The organism is Paraburkholderia sp. BR14320 (assembly GCF_040948665.1).
Lineage (GTDB): Bacteria > Pseudomonadota > Gammaproteobacteria > Burkholderiales > Burkholderiaceae > Paraburkholderia > Paraburkholderia youngii.
Genome location: NZ_JBFPKG010000033.1, coordinates 51,620 through 70,055 on the forward strand (window position 1 = coordinate 51,620; position 18,436 = coordinate 70,055).

General features: G+C 62.1%; 16 protein-coding genes. 10 read left to right on the top strand and 6 right to left on the bottom strand.

The window, feature by feature from the left end; genetic code table 11:
• Nucleotides 1-129: 129 nt before the first annotated feature.
• On the top strand, nt 130-1,500 hold the full coding sequence (locus AB3X89_RS26225) for a methyltransferase domain-containing protein (protein ID WP_368585887.1): 1,371 nt from the start codon (nt 130-132) through the stop codon (nt 1,498-1,500).
• 207 nt (nt 1,501-1,707) lie between these two features.
• Here AB3X89_RS26225 and AB3X89_RS26230 read toward each other — a convergent pair whose 3' ends face one another.
• Nucleotides 1,708-2,823: a glycosyltransferase family 4 protein gene (locus AB3X89_RS26230; protein WP_368585888.1), complete on the bottom strand. Its 1,116-nt coding sequence runs from the start codon at nt 2,821-2,823 to the stop codon at nt 1,708-1,710.
• Nucleotides 2,824-3,079: 256 nt separating this feature from the next.
• On the opposite strand from AB3X89_RS26230, the gene AB3X89_RS26235 reads away from it, so the two are divergent.
• The 6 genes from AB3X89_RS26235 (at nt 3,080) to AB3X89_RS26260 (ending at nt 8,014) form a co-directional block, all read left to right on the top strand.
• Complete coding sequence (locus AB3X89_RS26235; RefSeq protein WP_368585889.1) at nt 3,080-4,102, top strand: glycosyltransferase family 4 protein; 1,023 nt, start codon at nt 3,080-3,082, stop codon at nt 4,100-4,102.
• Nucleotides 4,103-4,113: 11 nt separating this feature from the next.
• Nucleotides 4,114-5,994 carry a nucleoside-diphosphate sugar epimerase/dehydratase gene (locus tag AB3X89_RS26240; protein ID WP_176109369.1) on the top strand — a complete coding sequence of 627 codons (1,881 nt, stop codon included), beginning with the start codon at nt 4,114-4,116 and terminating at the stop codon, nt 5,992-5,994.
• Nucleotides 5,995-6,464: 470 nt separating this feature from the next.
• Nucleotides 6,465-6,983: a DUF2778 domain-containing protein gene (locus AB3X89_RS26245; protein WP_368585890.1), complete on the top strand. Its 519-nt coding sequence runs from the start codon at nt 6,465-6,467 to the stop codon at nt 6,981-6,983.
• Nucleotides 6,964-7,221 (top strand): hypothetical protein, encoded by a 258-nt coding sequence (locus AB3X89_RS26250; protein ID WP_368585891.1) that lies wholly within the window; start codon nt 6,964-6,966, stop codon nt 7,219-7,221. The genes AB3X89_RS26245 and AB3X89_RS26250 overlap by 20 nt, the downstream gene beginning before the upstream one ends.
• A 63-nt stretch (nt 7,222-7,284) precedes the next feature.
• Nucleotides 7,285-7,779, top strand: a complete 495-nt coding sequence (locus AB3X89_RS26255) for a DUF2778 domain-containing protein (RefSeq protein ID WP_368585892.1) — start codon at nt 7,285-7,287, stop codon at nt 7,777-7,779.
• Nucleotides 7,760-8,014: a hypothetical protein gene (locus tag AB3X89_RS26260; protein ID WP_368585893.1), complete on the top strand. Its 255-nt coding sequence runs from the start codon at nt 7,760-7,762 to the stop codon at nt 8,012-8,014. Before AB3X89_RS26255 ends, AB3X89_RS26260 begins: the two co-directional genes overlap by 20 nt.
• A gap of 216 nt (nt 8,015-8,230) precedes the next feature.
• On the opposite strand, the gene AB3X89_RS26265 is transcribed toward AB3X89_RS26260, so the two are convergent.
• Entirely contained in the window at nt 8,231-9,331 is a 1,101-nt protein-coding gene (locus AB3X89_RS26265) for a glycosyltransferase (RefSeq protein WP_368585894.1), read from the bottom strand.
• A gap of 249 nt (nt 9,332-9,580) precedes the next feature.
• On the opposite strand from AB3X89_RS26265, the gene AB3X89_RS26270 reads away from it, so the two are divergent.
• Together AB3X89_RS26270 and AB3X89_RS26275 are read left to right on the top strand one after the other, a co-directional pair.
• Nucleotides 9,581-11,146, top strand: coding sequence for a methyl-accepting chemotaxis protein (locus AB3X89_RS26270; RefSeq protein WP_368585895.1), 1,566 nt, complete (start codon nt 9,581-9,583; stop codon nt 11,144-11,146).
• Between the two features lie 206 nt (nt 11,147-11,352).
• Nucleotides 11,353-12,114, top strand: coding sequence for a hypothetical protein (locus AB3X89_RS26275; protein WP_368585896.1), 762 nt, complete (start codon nt 11,353-11,355; stop codon nt 12,112-12,114).
• 132 nt (nt 12,115-12,246) lie between these two features.
• On the opposite strand, the gene galE is transcribed toward AB3X89_RS26275, so the two are convergent.
• From galE to AB3X89_RS26295, 4 genes are all read right to left on the bottom strand, one after another.
• On the bottom strand, nt 12,247-13,269 hold the full coding sequence (galE, locus tag AB3X89_RS26280) for a UDP-glucose 4-epimerase GalE (RefSeq protein ID WP_368585897.1): 1,023 nt from the start codon (nt 13,267-13,269) through the stop codon (nt 12,247-12,249).
• A 13-nt stretch (nt 13,270-13,282) separates the two neighbouring features.
• Entirely contained in the window at nt 13,283-14,431 is a 1,149-nt protein-coding gene (locus AB3X89_RS26285) for a glycosyltransferase family 4 protein (protein ID WP_368585898.1), read from the bottom strand.
• A 119-nt stretch (nt 14,432-14,550) separates the two neighbouring features.
• The gene (locus tag AB3X89_RS26290) at nt 14,551-15,381 is read right to left on the bottom strand and encodes a glycosyltransferase (protein WP_368585899.1); all 831 of its coding nucleotides are present in this window, start codon (nt 15,379-15,381) and stop codon (nt 14,551-14,553) included.
• Entirely contained in the window at nt 15,378-16,640 is a 1,263-nt protein-coding gene (locus AB3X89_RS26295; RefSeq protein WP_368585900.1) for an oligosaccharide flippase family protein, read from the bottom strand. The genes AB3X89_RS26290 and AB3X89_RS26295 overlap by 4 nt, the downstream gene beginning before the upstream one ends.
• A 328-nt stretch (nt 16,641-16,968) precedes the next feature.
• Between AB3X89_RS26295 and AB3X89_RS26300 the strand changes: the two genes are divergently transcribed.
• Entirely contained in the window at nt 16,969-18,363 is a 1,395-nt protein-coding gene (locus tag AB3X89_RS26300) for a phosphomannomutase/phosphoglucomutase (protein ID WP_368585901.1), read from the top strand.
• The last annotated feature ends 73 nt before the right edge of the window (nt 18,364-18,436 follow it).

Here is an 18,436-nt window from a genome sequence, read left to right on the forward strand (position 1 = left end):
CAGACTGCGCCGGCAACTCCAGCGCGAGTGCCGAATGAGCGGGGCGCCGCGAAGACCGTGCGGCGTTCTGAATGGCTGAATAGAACCCGCCGTCCGTGCGACTTAACTCATGAGGAGAAAGGAGCACCCATGACTCTCTTTAATCAAGCCGAATTCGCAGAGTTGGATCGCATGCTTGCAGATGTCGAGCATGCTGCTCAGGATAATGCTGATCTCGTTCGGCGCTTGGCGGCGTTTTCTATCTCACCCAGTGGCGATCTTTCTGAAATGAAACGCCTCGACCCGGTTTCCGATACTTATATTGCCCGTGTGAAATCGGTACACGAGGAAATCATTGGTCGGACGCATGACGCCCATCTCGAAGGGTTGCCGGACGCGAACCTCAATCCGGAGCATGAACGGGACTGGCCGTATCCTTGGGGTACCAAATCCGCAGGGACCGTGGGTATATCGCTGATTGCATATGGGTTTCTTATCAAGGTCGCCAACCTTCCGCCGAGCGCGCGCATTCTTGAAGTGGGTTGCGGTGTGGGTTCGCTGACCACGAATCTGTCGCGCATGGGATATCGCGTCGACGCTCTCGATCCGAACGAGTTGCAGTGCAAGATCATTCGCGATGCAACGAAGCACTATCCCGAGCCGCCAAACGTCATCGCGCAAACATTGGACCAATGGTTAGCGTCCAGGACTGCAAACTACAAGTACGACGCGGTTATCTTTTTCGAGTCGTTCCATCACGTCATCGATCATCGAGACTGTCTGCGCGAAATGCTCATTAATCACCTGGAGCTCGATGCAAAGATAATACTGGCGGCGGAACCTATCCTTGAACAGGAGAACTCGCTGCTTCCCTATCCTTGGGGGCCGCGCCTCGACGGGGAGTCCTTGCGGGCGATGCGCCGCTGGGGCTGGCTCGAATTGGGATTTACGCGTGCGTATATCAAGCGGCTATTCGACGATTTCGGGCTTTCCATCGAAACGTTCAGCTGTGTCGACGCGCTCCCGCTTTCTCAAGTCGTCATTGGCCAAAAGCCTCTCAATACCGTCAATCGGACGATTGATAACGGGAGCCGCTATGCCGCTGCGCTGGAGGATGGAATAGCTCTATCCATCGACGGAATGCCTGCCTATGTCTCCTCGTTTTCGGGACTCTCGGTAGCGGAAAGTTGGGGACGATGGACTATCGGCGATATCGTGAAGTTTGAATTTACGCACAAGCTGCCACGCGACTTTGCGCTCAGGTTGGAACTCAAAAGCGTCTTCGGTCCCAACGTGAGAAAAGACCTGCAGGTACGCGCCGGCGCAAAGACGTCCGCTAAGAAGCTCGCGCCGATCGAAGAGGCGACGACCTATGAATTTTGCTTCAACGATGTGGACGCAAATGCGCTGGAGTTCGTCATTCCCCATCCTTGCCGGCCGAAAGATCTGCCTGGGCTCGGCATCGAAGATCCCCGCCGCATCGGAATCGGCATCGAATCGCTAACTATCATGCCGCGATAATCCACTCTGCGAGCGCTGCGAGAGGCCGTTTGGCTGTCCTGGTTGCGCAAGGGAGAAGCATGACCGCAAGTCCTCTTTCACCGAGTAGGCGCAGCCGATCCCGCGCAACGCGCGCCGCCCGATGCGCCAGCGCGGGCGAACGCGTTGCCGAACGGATTTACGTCGGTCCTCCATGAGGCGACGCCGAGTTGCACTTGCTTTAGACGACTATGCTTCGATTAGGCCAAAGAGTTCGTCAAAGCTTTTTTCCCACGTTTGTCGCTCGAACCACTGTGGAATCTGCGCTTCATAGGCCTTCAGTCGTTCGGGGTCGTCGATCAGACCGCGAATCACCCTATAGGCCTGGCCCGTGTCGTACGAGTCGAACATCAGCGCAGGGAACGGATTGATCTCCGGAAGGCTCGTGTTGTTCGAGGTGACGCATACTTTGCCGTAAAACAGGCTTTCGCTCGCAGGCAAACCCCATCCTTCGGCATGCGACGGGAATGCCGTAAACATGCAGCCTTTCAGCAAGCCGACCAGCTGTTCGTCCGTGATGCCGTGACGGATCTCGATCAGATCCTTGACGAGCGGGTCATGCGAAAGCAGATAGACGAGATCGCTCGCCAGCCATCCCGCGCGACCTACCAGAACCAGCTTTGGGCAGCGTTCAGCGAGGTCTGCCGCAAGTTTTCGCCAGACGTAGTACAGCAGCAGATGATTTTTTCGTATCTCTATCGTTCCAACGCTGAGCACATATGGCCGGTCGATGTCCGGCGCGACGCCCGTCTGGCCCATATCGTTGCCGCTCTTCATCACGACCGTCTCGGCCCGCGGTGCCAGGATGCTGCGCACATCGCGGGCTGTGCTATCCGATACACAGACGTACCGGTCGACGACAGTCGGAAGCAACCTGAGGAATTGAGCCGCACGGTTGCCGAATTCCTGCTCGAAAAACATCGGCGATTTGATCGGGATCAGGTCGTGGACAAGATACTCGAAGATCGTACGCGGGTGCTCACGCCTCAATTCGGCCATACAACCATAGTACGGCGCGTGGTCCCAGCCGACTTCGCAAAAGAAGATCCGATCGCCTTCCGCAAGCTGCGATGTGAGCGGGTGACCTGCGGGGCAGCGGTCCGCGTTGAACGGTTCGTCTCCAGCGGCAAGCCGCTTGAAGTACGCGACGTCCCGGATGGCAATGAACGATTCTTCCGTGCGGTGGTAGTAAAAATACCGCACATCGTCGCGACGCAAGCTTTGCAGGAAGATGTTTTGCGTGACGCGCGGGATGCCGTGCGGTTTTGGTCCCCAGTGCTCCAGAAGTGAGACTTCAATCCACACCTGATTTATGCTCACATTCATCCTCTGAGGCAGGGTTCAATTGGGGCTCCGATCATACCGGGTTCCAGGACATCCTTGGTTGGTTGCCGGGAGGGCCAAGCGACTGCGTCGCACGTACAGTCTGGTAACACCGCAGGCGCGAAGTGCGTCGGAGCGACCCACAGTTGGAAGACTCGCGTATGGCGCTGCCCCATGCAGACTGCCGGCACACACGCGGTGGTTTAGAATTCTAAGCTTTTGGCTTCCACAAAAGGCGATGCCAGTCGCTGCACTCACCACTTGCCCGTTGTTCCATCTGCTCGTGTGGGCCGTCGCCGCACTTGCCGCCTGCGCCGCGATCCTGTGGACGCTCTTGCGCACCGGCCTCGCGTGGCGGCTCGCCACTGACATCCCCAACGACCGCTCGCTGCACACGCGCCCGACGCCGCGCGTCGGCGGCTGGGGCATCGTGCCGGTCGCGGTGCTGCTGATCGTGCTCGCGGCGCCGTCGCTGTGGCTGGCGGCGCTTGCCGCGGCGCTGCTCGCGGCGCTCTCGCAGATCGACGATCGACGCGGCCTGCCAGCGCGCGTGCGCTTCGGCGGCCATGCGGCGGCGGTGGCGGCGCTGATCGCCGTCTATCCGGCCGACGTGCCCTGGTGGGCGCTCGCATGCATGGCGGTGCTACTGGTGTGGCTCGTCAATCTCTACAACTTTATGGATGGCTCGGACGGCTTGGCGGGCGGCATGGCGCTGTTCGGTTTCGGCGGCTACGCAGTGGCGGCCTCGCTGTCGAGGCACGCGGACCCTGCGCTCGCCACGGCGAGCCTGATCGTCGCAGGCACGGCCGCGGGTTTTCTGCTGTTCAACTTTCACCCAGCGCGCATCTTTCTCGGTGACGCCGGCTCGATCCCGCTCGGCTTTCTGGCCGGCGCGCTCGGCTATTGGGGCTGGCGCGAGGGCGTCTGGCCGGTGTGGTTTCCAGCGCTGTGCTTCGCGCCATTCATCGGCGATGCGTCGGTCACGCTGCTCAAGCGCCTGCTGCGCGGTGAAAAATTTTGGCAGGCGCATCGTGAACACTACTATCAAAGACTGGTGCAGTCGGGTTTGGGGCACGCATCGACCGCGTGGATTTGGTATTTGTTCATGGCGGCGGGCATAATGCTTGCTGTCTGGGCGCTACAATTCGCTCTTCTGTATCAATGGCTGGTTGTCGTCGCATGGGCTGCCGTGCTGGTCATAGCGGGGCTGTGTATTGATCGCCGCTGGCGGCGCCATGTGTCCCGTTCCGGGCCAATCTGAGGTTCTGCGCAATGAAAAGCTTCAAAGCCAGATGGCTTTCGTTCAGTGCGTTTGCGTTCGACCTGTGCGCGGTGGCCATGGCCTGGCTGCTGGCCTATGTGATCCGGTTCAACGGACCGGTGCCCGCGCCGTTCTGGTCGAGCGGGCTGCATGCACTCGTGTGGGTGCTGCTGATCTATGCGGTGATGTTTCGCAGCTACGGCCTCTATCGCGGCATGTGGGTGTTCGCGAGCCTGCCCGATCTGGTGCGGATCGCGAAGGCGATCGGCGTCGGCGCGCTCGTCGTCGTGATCGGCTCGGCGCTGTTGCAGCCGGCGCCGGTGGTGCCGCGCTCGGTGCTGATCGTGTCGCCGATGCTGCTGTTCCTGACCATGGGCGGCTCACGCGCGCTGTATCGCGCGGCCAAGGAGTTCTATCGCTACGGCGGGCTGGTCGGCCAGGGCAAGCCGGTGCTCGTGCTGGGCGCGGGCAATGCCGGCGCGAACCTCGTGCGCGAGCTGAAGCGCTCGGGCCAATGGCGCCTCGTCGGTCTGCTCGACGACGATCCGATCAAGCAGGGCCGTGAAATCTACGGCTATCGCGTGGTTGGCGCGATCAGCGATCTGCAGAAAATCTGCACGGAGCTGAAGGTCGAGCACGTGATCATCGCGGTGCCGTCGGCGTCGGTGGAGGCGCATCGGCGCATCGCCACCCTGTGCGTGCGCGCCGGCGTACGCGCGATGACACTGCCCGCGCTCACGCCGCTCACGCAAGGCCAGGCGTTCCTGTCGCGGGTGCGGCAGATCGATCTCGAAGACCTGCTCGGCCGCGACCCCGTGACGATCGACACCGAGCACGTCGCCGCGCTGCTGAAAAACCGCGTCGTAATGGTGACGGGCGCGGGTGGCTCGATCGGCTCGGAGCTGTGCCGGCAGATCCTGCGTTTCGGTCCGGTGCAACTGGTCGCGTTCGACATCTCCGAGTTCTCGATCTACCGCCTGAACGAAGAGCTCCGCGACAAGTATCCGGAAGTGTCGGTGGTGCCGCTCGTCGGTGACGTGAAGGATTCGCTGCTGCTCGATCAGGTGATGGCGCGCTACTGTCCGCACATCGTGTTTCATGCGGCGGCCTACAAGCACGTGCCGTTGATGGAAGAGGTCAACACCTGGCAGGCGGTGCGCAACAACGTGCTTGGCACGTACCGCGTCGCGCGCGCGGCGATCCGCCACGACGTCGCGCATTTCGTGCTGATCTCGACCGACAAGGCCGTCAACCCGACCAACGTGATGGGCGCGAGCAAGCGGCTCGCGGAGATGGCGTGCTCGGCGCTGCAGCAGCAGGGCGCGCGGCGCACGCAGTTCGAGACCGTGCGCTTCGGCAACGTGCTCGGCAGCGCTGGCAGCGTGATTCCCAAGTTCCAGGAACAGATCGCGCGCGGCGGACCGGTGACGGTCACGCATCCGGAAATCACACGCTTCTTCATGACGATTCCGGAGGCGTCGCAACTCGTGTTGCAGGCGTCGAGCATGGGGCGCGGCGGCGAGATTTTCATTCTCGACATGGGCAAGCCGGTGCGTATCGCCGATCTCGCGCACGATCTGATTCGCCTGTACGGTTTCACCGAAGAGCAGATTCGGGTCGTGTTCACGGGTTTGCGCCCGGGCGAGAAGCTTTACGAAGAACTGCTCGCCGACGACGAAACCACCACGCGCACGCCGCACCCGAAGCTGCGCATCGCGCAGGCGCGCGAAGTGCCGGACAGCCTGATCGATAACCTGCTGCCGTGGCTCATGCAGCATCGCGTGCCGGCCGACGATGAAGTGCGGCGCGATCTGCGGCGCTGGGTGCCGGAGTATCTGCCGGCGACGGCGACGACGCTGCGTAGTGTGGCGCCGGCGACGCGGGTGTCGTAGGCGTTCCGCTGCCGCGAGTCGTCGGAGTAGTCGAAGCCTTGAATCAGTAACCGCGAATGCGGGTCGTTCGACCCGTTGAAATTGGCCGTTGGATGTTTATCGATAAGAGCCCCAGCAGAGTTGCTGGGGCTTTTTTATTTTTGCCGATCAGAGTTGACAACCTTCGCACAAGCCCCGGCTTTTCGGAGTCGTCTGAAGCCTGCGCCCGGCACATACCCCTAGCATTGAACCGTCGCTGCCCGGTGTGTCGGCCCGCTGAGGTGGCGGCTCTGTTGGCTCTTTTATCCGTGATGCAAATGTTTTGCGCGCACTTGAGGCGCGCTTTTTTTGTGCAGGCGAAAGAGACGGCAAATCCGGAATCGACCAGTAGCGCGCCAGTGGCACGCGCGCTTGCGGTCTAGGCGCACCAACGGGGAGAACCTATGCAGGACGCAATGACCTACAGTCAGCGCAATGAGGGGGCGTGACACATGGCCTACGCCGGCAAATTTCTCGTAAATAACGAGCCACTATCACCGCTCACCATTTCTGGCATCGGCACCTTCGACGCTTATTCAGGCAACAATCAATATCGTAATCGGGGCGGCTGCACGATGGTGCCTAATGATGGGCCACTCCCTGCCGGTAGATACTGGATCGTCGACCGCCCTACGGGCGGCATCCGGTCTCAGGTGTTTGCATGGGCAAAAGATGAGTGGAATACAGCAATGCGTCACCCATCGAATCACGGTGAATGGTTCGCGCTGTATCGTGATGATGGGACGATTGATGATGTGACGTGGATTAATGGCGTCAAACGCGGGCAGTTCCGTTTGCATCCGGCAGGCGGACGCGGGATTTCTCTAGGCTGCATCACGCTGCCGAGCCATAGCGATTTCATGAGAATCCGCAACGCGCTGCTGCACACCGCGGAAATTCCCGCACGCACTTCGGGGCTTCGCGCCTACGGAACAATTGAGGTCATCACATATGGCAACACTTGCCCGTAGGGTGTTCAAGGTCGCACTGTTCATCTGCCTGTTCTATCTCTCTCTGCTCTATGTCCGTCCATACGCCTATGAGTGGACAGAAAGCGAGTCGCGGGCATGGTTTGCTGCTTCGCGCTGGCTTGGCGTGCGCGATCCCGAAGATTTGTATTTCGTGGTGTGGGTATCGATTGAACTGATTGCGGCGGCGCTGGCGTATGTGGCGATCATGAAGCTATGGCGGTGGTATCGCACCAAGTAGACGAAAGCCCGGGCGACGGGGATTTTTTTGCTCAGGAGAGTTTACGACACCGGCAAATCTCTCGTGAAGCACGAGCCCCTATCACCGCTCATCATTTCCGGCATCGGCACCTTCGACGCTTATTCGGGCGACCGGCAATACGGCAATCGGGGCGGCTGCACGGCTGTACCTGACAAGGGGCCGATCCCCGCCGGTAAATACTGGATCGTCGCGCGTCCCGCTGGCGGTGTAGGCTCCAGGGCATTAGCGTGGATGAAAGATGCGTTTAGTGCCTATGATGGGAGTCCAACCGATCACAGTGAATGGTTCGCGTTATATCGTGACGATGGTGTGATTGATGACTGGACATGGGTCAACGGCGTCAAGCGTGGCCAGTTCCGGTTGCATCCGGCAGGTGGTCGGGGTATTTCGCTTGGCTGCATTACCTTGCCGAGCCGTACGGACTTCCTGAGAATCCGCAACTCACTGCTGCACACTATGACGATTCCTGCCGGCAATTCCGGGCTTCGCGCCTACGGAACAATTGAGGTCATCACATATGGCAACACTTGTCCGTAGGCTCTTCAAGATCGCGCTGTTTATTGGGTTGTTTCTTCTTTCATTCCGTTATGTCCGAATCTCCGATCCGTGGACAGAAGGTGAAGCGCGAGTATGGTGGGGGGCTTCGGAGAGGCTCGGTGTCCGCGACCCCGAAAACCTGTATATCGGGGTATGGATGACTATCGAACTGATCGCGGCGGTGTTGGCGTATGTGGCGATCATGAAGCTATGGCGGTGGTATCGCACGAATTAGACGAAAGCCCCGGCGACAGGGCTCTTCTTTATCCCGTGCATTGATGAATCTCGAGGAATCTCTGTGACGAGCGGGTTTTATTGCCATTTCTCGAGCCGAATGAACGGATTTCGAATTTTCGGCCGATATCCATGACACACATGAGCCGCTTTGGATGCGGCTCCGTCTATTTCGTCCAACAAAAAGGCGCCCACCGGGCGCCTTTGTCGTTCCTGCCTACCGCTTCCCCTTCCTCACCACCATCCACCTCGGCGACTTGAACCGCACGATGCTCACGTAAAGCCACACATAAGTCGCCGCAAATACGACAACGAAGCAGAACAGATGCAGCGTGTGCCGCCAGAACAGCGTCGCCGGCACGACCGCGATCAGGCACAGCAGCCACAGGTACGGCGACGTCAGCGAGTTGCGGCGCGTCAGCTCGCGCGCGGTGCGCGCGCCGACCGCCCAGCGCATCAGCCGCTTGTAGACCAGCATATGCAGATGCACGCCGTCCGGAATGCCCGGCGACATGCCGCGAATGAACTTCTTGCGGTAGATCGAGAAGCAGGTCTCGAAGATCGGGTACATGAAAAGCAGCACCGGATACCACGCGGATACGTCACGATTGCGCATCACGAGCAGGATCGACAACTCGGCGAGCATGAAGCCGATGAAGTAAGCGCCGCCGTCGCCGAGAAAAATCAGCCCGGCCGGGAAGTTCCAGATGAAGAAGCCGAGCACCGCGCCCATCATCATGAACGACGCGGACAGCACGACCGGGTCGTGCACCTGGAACGCCACATACGCGAGCGACGCGAACATCATGAACGCGACCATCGACGCGAGGCCGTTGAAGCCGTCGATGATATTGATCGCGTTGGCGAGCGCCGCGACCGCGAGCACCGTGACCACGAACGAGATCGCCGCATATGACAGCAGAAAGTCGAGCGGCGGCACGCTGATGCGCGTCACGGCGATGTCGAGAAAGAACCAGGCGAGCGCGGCGGCCGCCATCGTGCAGACGAGGCGCGCGAGCGGCGACACGCGTTTGGTCAGATCCTCGACGAGCCCCGAGCCGAACGCCGGCATGCCGCACGCGATCAACCCGAGAATGCTGCCCGACACGGCCGGATACGCGCGATGCAATTGCACCGCGGAAGCGAGCAGCCCGAGCAGAATCCCGGTCCCGCCGATGCGCGGCACCGGACGCACATGGAATTTCTGCACGCCGGCCAGATCGGTATCGGTCGAGAATTTTTCATGCAGATGCGCATAGCGCACGATTAACAGCGTGATCAGCAGAGAGACGAGAAAGCCGAGCGCAAAACTAAGCATGAAAATGGGCCTGAGCGAAGACGCGGAATTATACAAACGAAACGTACGGCGGCCGGCGCGCGGCTGGGACGCATAGCTTTCATGCGGGCCAGCAGAAATATCCCAGATAGCGAGATCGAAGCGGCCCGCAGAGGCCCGTCAGCGCTGGCTTCTCATGGATTCCCCCTATGCGCCGCACGCGCGCCGCAACCGTAAACCTGGATGCGACGAAGTGTCAGTCGCGCGCAACAAAGGCGTTCCGGAGACCCAATGCTAAACAACATCACAATTCGCGGCGGACTGACGCTCGTGATCAGCGTATTCGTCGCCTTCCTGCTGACAGTAATCGCTGTCGGATACGGCGCGCTGAAGCTCGCCAACGACAGCCTCGACGACACGCAGCGCAGCGAGGCCGCGCTGTCGCATCTGAAGGCGAGTTCCGAGAAGCTCCTGCAGGTGCAGCTCGCGCTGGGCACCTATCAGACGTTGTTCAGTATCGGCAAGCAGACCGACGATCTGCTGCCGGCAGCGCACAAGGTGCTGGTCGAATCGAACAACGACTTCCACAACTACATGGCCGGCCCGTTCGCGAGCGACGCCGAGCGCAAGCTCGCGCACAGCGTCGGCGAGGCGCGCGCGGCGCTCGTCGACAAGGCGATCGAACCGGAATTCAAGGCATTGACCGACTTCGACTTCAACACCTTCCGCACCATCCAGGGGGATACCGCGAACAGCCTGTACGCGTCTTACTCGAAAGCGATCGACGCGCTAGAACAGGCGCAGATGGACAATCAGCATCAGCAGGCCGCGACCGGCGCGCGACGCTTCCAGCTCGCGACAGTGCTGTTCGGCGCGATCGCGGTGATCGCGCTCGTGATTGCCGTGGGCGCGCGCGTCGCGCTGTCGTCGGCGCTGATCAAGCCGGTCAACGCGACGGTCAAGCACTTCGAGCGCATCGCGGCCGGTGACCTGAGCGTCGCGATCAAGGTCAAATCGCGCAACGAGATGGGTCAGTTGCTCGGCGCGCTGACCCGGATGCGCGACGGCCTTGTGGAAACGGTCGGCAAGGTGCGCGGCAGCACGAGCGCGATCACGCAGGGCGCGAACGAGATCGCGTCGGGCAATGCCGATCTGTCGGCGCGTACCGAGCAGCAGGCGGCCGCGCTGCAGGAGACCGCCGCGAGCATGGAGCAGCTGTCGGCGACCGTGAAGCAGAATGCCGATAACGCGAAGCAGGCGAACCGCCTCGCGCACGGCGCGCTCGATACGGTCACGCGCGGCGGCAAGGTGGTGTCGCGCGTGACGGAGACGATGGACGGCATCAGCGATTCGTCGCGCAAGGTCACCGAGATCATCGGCATGATCGAGGGGATCGCGTTCCAGACCAACATCCTCGCGCTGAACGCGGCCGTCGAAGCGGCTCGCGCGGGCGAGCAGGGCCGCGGCTTCGCGGTGGTGGCCTCGGAAGTGCGCAGCCTCGCGCAGCGCTCGGGCGCGGCGGCCAAGGAGATCAAGGAGTTGATCGGCGAGTCGGCGGCGAAGGTCGAGGAGGGCGCGTCGCTGGTGTCGGATGCGCAGAAGACGATTCAGGAAGCGATGAAGGCCGTCGAGCGCGTGACCGGCGTGATGAGCGAGATCGAGGCGTCGGCGCTCGAACAGAGCGACGGCATCGAGCAGGTCAACAAGGCGGTGTCGCAGATCGACGAGGTCACCCAGCACAACGCGGCGCTCGTCGAGCAGGCGGCGGCCGCGGCGAAGTCGCTGGAGGAGCAGGCCGTCATTCTGAAGGACGCCATTGCGGTGTTCCGGCTCGAAGAGTCGGGGGCGGCAGCCTAGCGTCCAGCCGAACAAATGCGTGGCTGTCGATGGCATAGCGGGGGTTCAATCATCCTGGTCCCGCGCTTCTTTACGCGCTGGCCGCGGGCGAGATCGTATTTTTCGATCTGACGCACGCGGTTGCGTCGCCGTTTTCCGGTCAGATCCTTGCGGTTGCGCTGCTTTCCGCTTTCTGGATCGCGGCAATCGGGACGATTCTGATCAGGATGCAGCAGGCGAGGACGGAAGCCACCGCGGCAGCCGTCGTCACCACGGCCATATTCGTTGGCGTCACCGCTTACATCAACTACCAGGCCTTCGCGGGTCCCTGGTTCCCGCATCTCTACTACTTTGCTTTTGCTGCGTTCACGGTGTCCGTAGCGACATTGATCATGGGACGCGCAGACGGACTTCTCCTCCTTGCGGTGAGCCTTGGATTTCTGCTGAACGGTCATGCATCTTTTCTGGGTATGACGGCCGTGATGCTGGCGTGCGCGCTGATAGCCAATGCCTGGATTTCCGTTCGATCGGGTTCCGGTAAAAGCTGGGTGTTGAGCCGGCATTTCCTCGCCGGCAATGGCCGAACGATTGCCGTTGCACTGGCGATCGTGGTGCTTTTCCTCATTCCTCTCGCGATCCAGACGATCCTTCACTTTCCCGGACCGCCCGCTGAATATGCCGCTTTTAGCCGTGTCCACCGAGCCAATCGTTTAGTGGACGCCGCGCGCTTCGCCGGGGTTTTCTGGAGTAACGGACTCTTCGGCATTCTGCTGGGCGCGGCGGCTTGTGCTGTGCTGGTGACGAACGACCCTGCGCGCGACCATGAAAGCCGCGTTGCGCCTGAGCGTGAATTGTCGCTGGCGCTCGCGAGTGCGACAGCGCGCAAAACTGGCAGCTCGTGTTCACCCGGGCGGCGCGCTGCACGCCTGACGAAATGCGAGGCGCCCACGGGCGTTTTCTGGTGTCGGCGGTGCCGAAGGAAGGAATGACCGGTGCGTTGAACGTTGCCGGTTTGTATTTTTATCCGCGCGAATCCGCGCAGTAGGCGAGCAAACGGCGGCATCCGCGCGATGCGAATGCCGCCGCCGTTTTTTACCCCGACGCGATGACGCCGAAGCGCTTTAAGCAAACCCCTGCGGATTCGTCGACTGCCAGCGCCAGTGGTCCGCGCACATGCGCTCGATACCGAACTGCGCGCGCCAGCCGATGATCTTCTCGGCCGCGCTCGGGTCCGCGAAACACTGCGCGACGTCGCCCGGGCGGCGCGCGACGATCTCGTACGGCACCGGCCGGCCCGACGCCTTCTCGAACGAGCGCACCACGTCGAGCACGCTATAGCCCTGGCCCGTGCCGAGATTGACGACGAAGCTCGCATCGCGCTTGACGAGCGCATCGAGCGCGGCGAGATGCCCGCGCGCGAGATCGACCACGTGGATGTAATCGCGCACGCCGGTGCCGTCGGGCGTCTCGTAGTCGCCGCCGAACACGCGCAGCTTTTCGAGCTTACCGACCGCGACCTGTGCGACGTACGGCATCAGATTGTTCGGAATGCCGGCCGGATCTTCGCCGATCAGACCGCTCTCATGCGCGCCGACCGGATTGAAGTAGCGCAGCGTCGCAATGCGCCACGACGGGTCCGACACTTCCAGATCGCGCAGGATCTGCTCGGCGATCAACTTCGATTGACCATACGGATTGGTCGCCGACAGCGGGAACGATTCGTCGATCGGCGAGCTTTCAGGCACGCCATACACCGTTGCCGACGAACTGAACACGAACTGCTTGACGTTGCGATCGCGCATCACGCCGAGCAGCGTCAGCAGGCTGCCGACGTTGTTCGCGTAGTACTCGATCGGCTTCGCGACCGATTCGCCGACCGCTTTTAGCGCCGCGAAATGGATCGCGCCGGTGATCGGATGCGCGTCGAAAATGCGCTGCAGCGCGGCTGCGTCGCGTGCGTCGTTGTCATAGAAGCTCACCGCACGGCCGGTGATCTGCTCGACGCGCCGCAACGATTCGCGCTTGCTATTCACGAGGTTGTCGATCACCACAACGTCGTAGCCGCCGTTCAGCAGTTCGACGCAGGTGTGCGAGCCGATGAAACCCGCGCCGCCGGTTACCAGAATCGTGCCCTTCGTGGTCATGCTGTTGCTCCCATTAAAGTAAAACACCCGTGATTTTCTGCACCAGGTCTTTATACGTATCGACGACCATGCGTTCGTCGAATTCGGTCGCGACTTTCTGCCGGCCGCTTTCCGCCATCGCGCGCCGCTCCCCGCCGCTCATATCGAGCATGCGCGCGAGACTCGCGGCGAGGCTCTGCGCATTGCGCGCTTCACACAACAAACCGTTGACACCGTCGGCCACCACTTCGCGGCAGCCGGGCACGTCGGTCGCGACGATCGGCCGCCCCATCGCCGACGCCTCCATCAGCGTGCGCGGCACGCCTTCGCGATATGAGGGCAGCACCACGCAATCGGCATCGGCGATGAACGGCCGCACGTCGTGCGCTTCGCCCAGATATTCGATCACGCCTTCCTGTTCCCACGCGGCGACTTCGTCGCCCGTGATCGCGCTCGGATTGTCGACGCCGACCGGCCCGAGCAACTGGAAGCGCGCATGGGGATAGCGCTCGCGCAATTGCCGTGCGGCCTCGACGTATTCGCCGACGCCTTTGTCCCACAGCAGCCGCCCGATCAGCACGAATCGAAACTCCGCGCGAGCGCGCAGCGGCGTGAACGCGAACTGCTCGAGATCGACGCCCTCGCCGTGCAACAACCGCGCGCGTTCCGGATGCACGAGCAGCTTGCCGTCGATGAACGCGGCCTGATCGTCGCGATTCAGGAACCATACTTCACGCGGAAAGCGGAACGCGAAACGATACAGCCTTTTGGCGATCTGCGCGGCGCGGCTATGCTGGATGAACACATAGCCGAGCCCGGTGGTGACCGCCACCGACTGCACGCCAGCCAGCTTCGCCGCGATCGAGCCGTAGATGTTCGGCTTGATCGTGTAGTGAAACACGACGTGCGGACGGATCCTCCTGTACTGCCGATAGAGCGCAAAGAGCGTGCGCAGATCTTCGCCCGGACTCGTGCCCTTCGACGCCATCGGCAACTCGATGCAACGGCAGCCCATCGCGGCAAGCAACTCGAACGTGCGATCGCGCGGCGCAAGCACCGTCACATCGACCCCGCGCCCGATCAGTGTGCGGATCAGCCCTTGCCGATACGTATAGATTGCCCAGGCCGTGTTGCAGACGAGTGTAATGCGCAGCGCGGGCGTCGACTTGAAAGAGGGCTTCATGCGGAAAAAGGCACGGCGTTGAATGAAGTGTGGACCAGTGATACGAATACGGCGCCGCACGCAGCGGCGCGAAGTTCAGCGAACGAAGCGACAGCGACAGCGCTCACACGCGGCGCGCCTCAACGGCTCGCGCGCGGCGTGAGCAGCGCGCGCTTGACCCGCTGCAACGTGCGATAAGGCAGCAGCAGATGCGACAGGTTCTTCGCGAGGCCCAGCCAGTCATATGGATTGGCCACGTTGAAGTAGCGCAACTGCAAACGCAGCGTCGAACCGATCTGCCGGCGCCGCTTCGTCGCGCTGATGCCGCCTTCGTTCAGCTCATAGAAAAGGCCGAGTTCCGGCAGGTTCGCGCAATCGTAGCGTTCCATCAGACGTAAGAACAGATCGAGGTCCTCGGCCGAAGGATACGCGGCGCGGTAGTTGCCGACTGTGCGGACGGCATCGATACGCAGCATCATCGACGGATGCGCGAGGCAGGAACGGAAAAAGCGCTGGCGCCGGATCACGTTCGGCTCGGCCGGCGGCGTCAGCATGAAAAGCGGCTCGCCCGCGCGCGTGACGACCTGGGTCCACATGCCGAGACCCGCCACGTTCGGATGCGCTCCCATGAACGCGCGCTGCTTCGCGAGCCGCTGCGGCACCGCGCGATCCCCCGCGTCGATGCGCGCGGCAAAGCGAAAGCCGCGCTGCGCGAGCGCATCGATCCCGGTTTGCAGCGCGCGCTCGATGCCGCTGTTGCGCGCCATGCGCAGCACTTCGACCTTCAGGTTCGGCAGCGCGGGCGCGACGATCGGCGGCGTGCTGCCGTCATCGACGATCAAAACGTGCACCAGCGCACTTTCTTCAAACGACGCGAGCGTAGAATCGACGTCCGCCTGGCCGTTGTAGGCGGGCATCAGCACCGCGACGTCGTCGAGCGTGGTTTGCGCGGTGGCGGATGAATTCGTCATGGGCGCAATTTGAAACGGATGTAATAAAGATTAACCGAGGCGGCCGCCAGATAGCCGGCCGCGAGGCCGACCAGCGCGCCATACGCACCGAGTCGCGGGATCGCCAACAGATTGACGGCGAACGCGACGGCGAGCGCGAGCAGCCACTTCGCCAGCAACACGAACTTGGCCTGATACTTGAGCACGACCAGATTCCCGATCGCCTCGATACCGGCGGGCACAGACAGCCACACGGCCCAGCGGAAGATCTCGATCGCGCCTTCGAAGTCCGGCCCGAACACACGGCGGATGATGAAGCCCGCGAGCAGATCGAGCACGAATGCGCCGCCCACCATCAGCACGGCGGTCAGTGCGGTGAGCCGCCAAAGGTTGCGGCGCAGTTGCGCGATGCCTCGGACTCGATAGACGAATGCGGGCGCAATGGTTTGCGCGAGCATCAGTGCGAGCGTGATCCAGTTTTCATTCAACTGCTGGGCGGCCGAGTAGCGCCCGAGGTCGGCGAAAGTAATCGCGCGCTCCAGCATCAGCCGGTCCAGTTTCAGGAACAGATACATACAGATGAGCCCGAGCCAGAATACCGTGCCCGCGCTCGCGAAGTGCTTGAAGAGCGAACGTTCGACATGCCAGCCCAGCTTGCCGCCATGCCGGTGCATGAAATAGAGCGACAGCACCGCGCCGATCGCCGCCGATTCGAGCGCCCACAGCCAGCCGAAACGCGCGGGCGCGGCCGTCGCGCGCACCAGCAGATAGACGAGACCGGCCTTGATCACAGCGGTGCTCATGCTGGTCAGCAACTGCGGCTTGCTGTAGGTCATGCTTTGCAGCCACGCGTTGATCACGCCGACGAACGGCTCGCGAAACAGCATCGTAAGCGCGAGGCCGGCGAGCATCGCACCGACGAGCGGCTCGAAGAAATGCAGCGCAATGCCGAGCCACGTGAGCAGCAGTGCAACGGTGGAGACGGAGAAACGCAACGCGAACGCGCTGCCCAGTACGGTGCCGAGTTGTTCGGGCGGTCGGTTGACGATGGTCGGCACCAGGATTTCCGCGCCGCACACCCATGTGATCGGCGACAGCACCAGCAGCAGTGTGTTCGCGTACTGCCATTTGCCGAAGGTATCGGGCCCGAAGTAACGCGCGAGCATGCCGCTGATCACGATGGCCACGCCGATCTGCGTGAGCCGCTCGAGACCCAGCCAGACGATGTTCGTAAACGCGCGCGTGACGTCGGGATTGGCGAAGCGTTTGAGCATCAGCATCCGTTGGCCGCTCGCCGCTGCGCGCCGCTCAAGCCACCTCTTGCGGCCATGCATGCGGCGCTGTGCGCGTTCGCCCGCCCGGCCGGCAGCCGCGGCAACTTTACAAAAGGAGGGCGTCTAAGCATTAGAATGGCGTTATTCAGGCTGGTCAGAAGAACGCAATTATAAGTTGGAACCGGACCGCTTCCGGCAAGGGCGCAACGAGGCGTGATAACGCGGTTTTTTAACGCGCGTATTACCGTGGTTTTTAATGCGATTTTTTCCGCGTTTTTACCGGTTATCGTCTATGCGCAGGTCAAAATTTTCCATTGCACGCAAGTGAGCCAACATGATCTCCAAATCGATTTTCAAGGCGTATGACATTCGTGGCGTCATTGGCAAGACGCTCGACGCCGACGCCGCGCGTTCCATCGGCCGCGCGTTCGGCAGCGAAGTGCGCGCGCAGGGCGGCGACGCGGTCGTGGTCGCGCGCGACGGGCGCCTGTCGGGCCCCGAACTGATCGGCGCGCTGTCCGACGGCCTGCGTGCGGCCGGCGTCGACGTCGTGAACGTGGGTATGGTGCCCACGCCGGTCGGCTACTTCGCGGCGAGCGTACCGTTGAAGCTCGCGGGCGGCGAGCGCCGCGTCGACTCGTGCATCGTCGTGACGGGCAGCCACAATCCGCCGGACTACAACGGCTTCAAGATGGTGCTGCGCGGCGCCGCCATTTACGGCGAGCAGATCCTCGCGCTGCATCAGCGCATCGTCGACGAGAACTTCGCCGACGGTAACGGCAGCTACACCGAATACGACATCGCCGACGCGTATCTCGAACGCATTGCGAGCGACGTGAAGCTCGCGCGTCCGATCAAGATCGTCGTCGATACCGGCAACGGCGTGGCCGGCGGGCTCGCGCCCAAGCTGTTCAAAAAGCTCGGCTGCGAACTGGTCGAACTGTTCACCGAAGTCGACGGCAACTTCCCGAATCACCACCCGGACCCGGCGCACCCGGAGAACCTCGAAGACGTGATTCGCGCGCTGAAGGAAACGGATGCGGAAATCGGCTTCGCGTTCGACGGCGACGGCGACCGCCTGGGCGTCGTCACCAAAGATGGCCAGATCATCTACCCGGACCGTCAGCTGATGCTGTTCGCCGAAGAAGTGCTGTCGCGCAACAAGGGCGCGCAGATCATCTACGACGTGAAGTGCACGCGCAATCTCGCGAAGTGGGTCAAGGACAAGGGCGGCGAGCCGCTGATGTGGAAGACCGGCCACTCGCTCGTGAAGGCGAAGCTGCGGGAAACCGGCGCGCCGCTGGCGGGTGAAATGAGCGGCCACGTGTTCTTCAAGGACCGCTGGTATGGTTTCGACGACGGCCTGTACACCGGTGCGCGTCTGCTCGAGATCCTCACGCGCGTCGCCGACCCGAGCAAGCTGCTGAACTCGCTGCCGAACTCGCACTCCACGCCCGAGCTGCAACTGAAGCTCGAGGAAGGCGAGAACTTCGAGCTGATCGCGCGCTTGCAGCAGAACGCGAAGTTCACCGGCGCGGACAACGTCGTGAAGATCGACGGTCTGCGCGTCGAGTATCCGGACGGCTTCGGCCTCGCGCGTTCGTCGAACACGACGCCGGTCGTCGTGATGCGTTTCGAAGCCGACAACGACGCGGCGCTCAAGCGCATCCAGGACGACTTCCGCCGCGTGATTCTCGCGGAGAAGGCCGATGCGAAACTGCCGTTCTGACGGCTGATGCGGCGGCGCGCTTCGAACTTCGTCAATACGGGTCGAAGCGTCGCCGCTACCGAACGCGGCGCGG

Coding starts and splice junctions, on each gene's coding strand:
- AB3X89_RS26290 (WP_368585899.1), bottom strand. CDS start 15,381: ATGACGAATTCATCCGCCACCGCGCAAACCACGCTCGACGACGTCGCG.
- AB3X89_RS26295 (WP_368585900.1), bottom strand. CDS start 16,640: ATGCTGATGCTCAAACGCTTCGCCAATCCCGACGTCACGCGCGCGTTT.
- AB3X89_RS26275 (WP_368585896.1), top strand. CDS start 11,353: ATGCAGCAGGCGAGGACGGAAGCCACCGCGGCAGCCGTCGTCACCACG.
- AB3X89_RS26265 (WP_368585894.1), bottom strand. CDS start 9,331: ATGCTTAGTTTTGCGCTCGGCTTTCTCGTCTCTCTGCTGATCACGCTG.
- AB3X89_RS26285 (WP_368585898.1), bottom strand. CDS start 14,431: ATGAAGCCCTCTTTCAAGTCGACGCCCGCGCTGCGCATTACACTCGTC.
- AB3X89_RS26225 (WP_368585887.1), top strand. CDS start 130: ATGACTCTCTTTAATCAAGCCGAATTCGCAGAGTTGGATCGCATGCTT.
- AB3X89_RS26250 (WP_368585891.1), top strand. CDS start 6,964: ATGGCAACACTTGCCCGTAGGGTGTTCAAGGTCGCACTGTTCATCTGC.
- AB3X89_RS26235 (WP_368585889.1), top strand. CDS start 3,080: ATGCCAGTCGCTGCACTCACCACTTGCCCGTTGTTCCATCTGCTCGTG.
- AB3X89_RS26260 (WP_368585893.1), top strand. CDS start 7,760: ATGGCAACACTTGTCCGTAGGCTCTTCAAGATCGCGCTGTTTATTGGG.
- galE (WP_368585897.1), bottom strand. CDS start 13,269: ATGACCACGAAGGGCACGATTCTGGTAACCGGCGGCGCGGGTTTCATC.
- AB3X89_RS26245 (WP_368585890.1), top strand. CDS start 6,465: ATGGCCTACGCCGGCAAATTTCTCGTAAATAACGAGCCACTATCACCG.
- AB3X89_RS26240 (WP_176109369.1), top strand. CDS start 4,114: ATGAAAAGCTTCAAAGCCAGATGGCTTTCGTTCAGTGCGTTTGCGTTC.
- AB3X89_RS26300 (WP_368585901.1), top strand. CDS start 16,969: ATGATCTCCAAATCGATTTTCAAGGCGTATGACATTCGTGGCGTCATT.
- AB3X89_RS26270 (WP_368585895.1), top strand. CDS start 9,581: ATGCTAAACAACATCACAATTCGCGGCGGACTGACGCTCGTGATCAGC.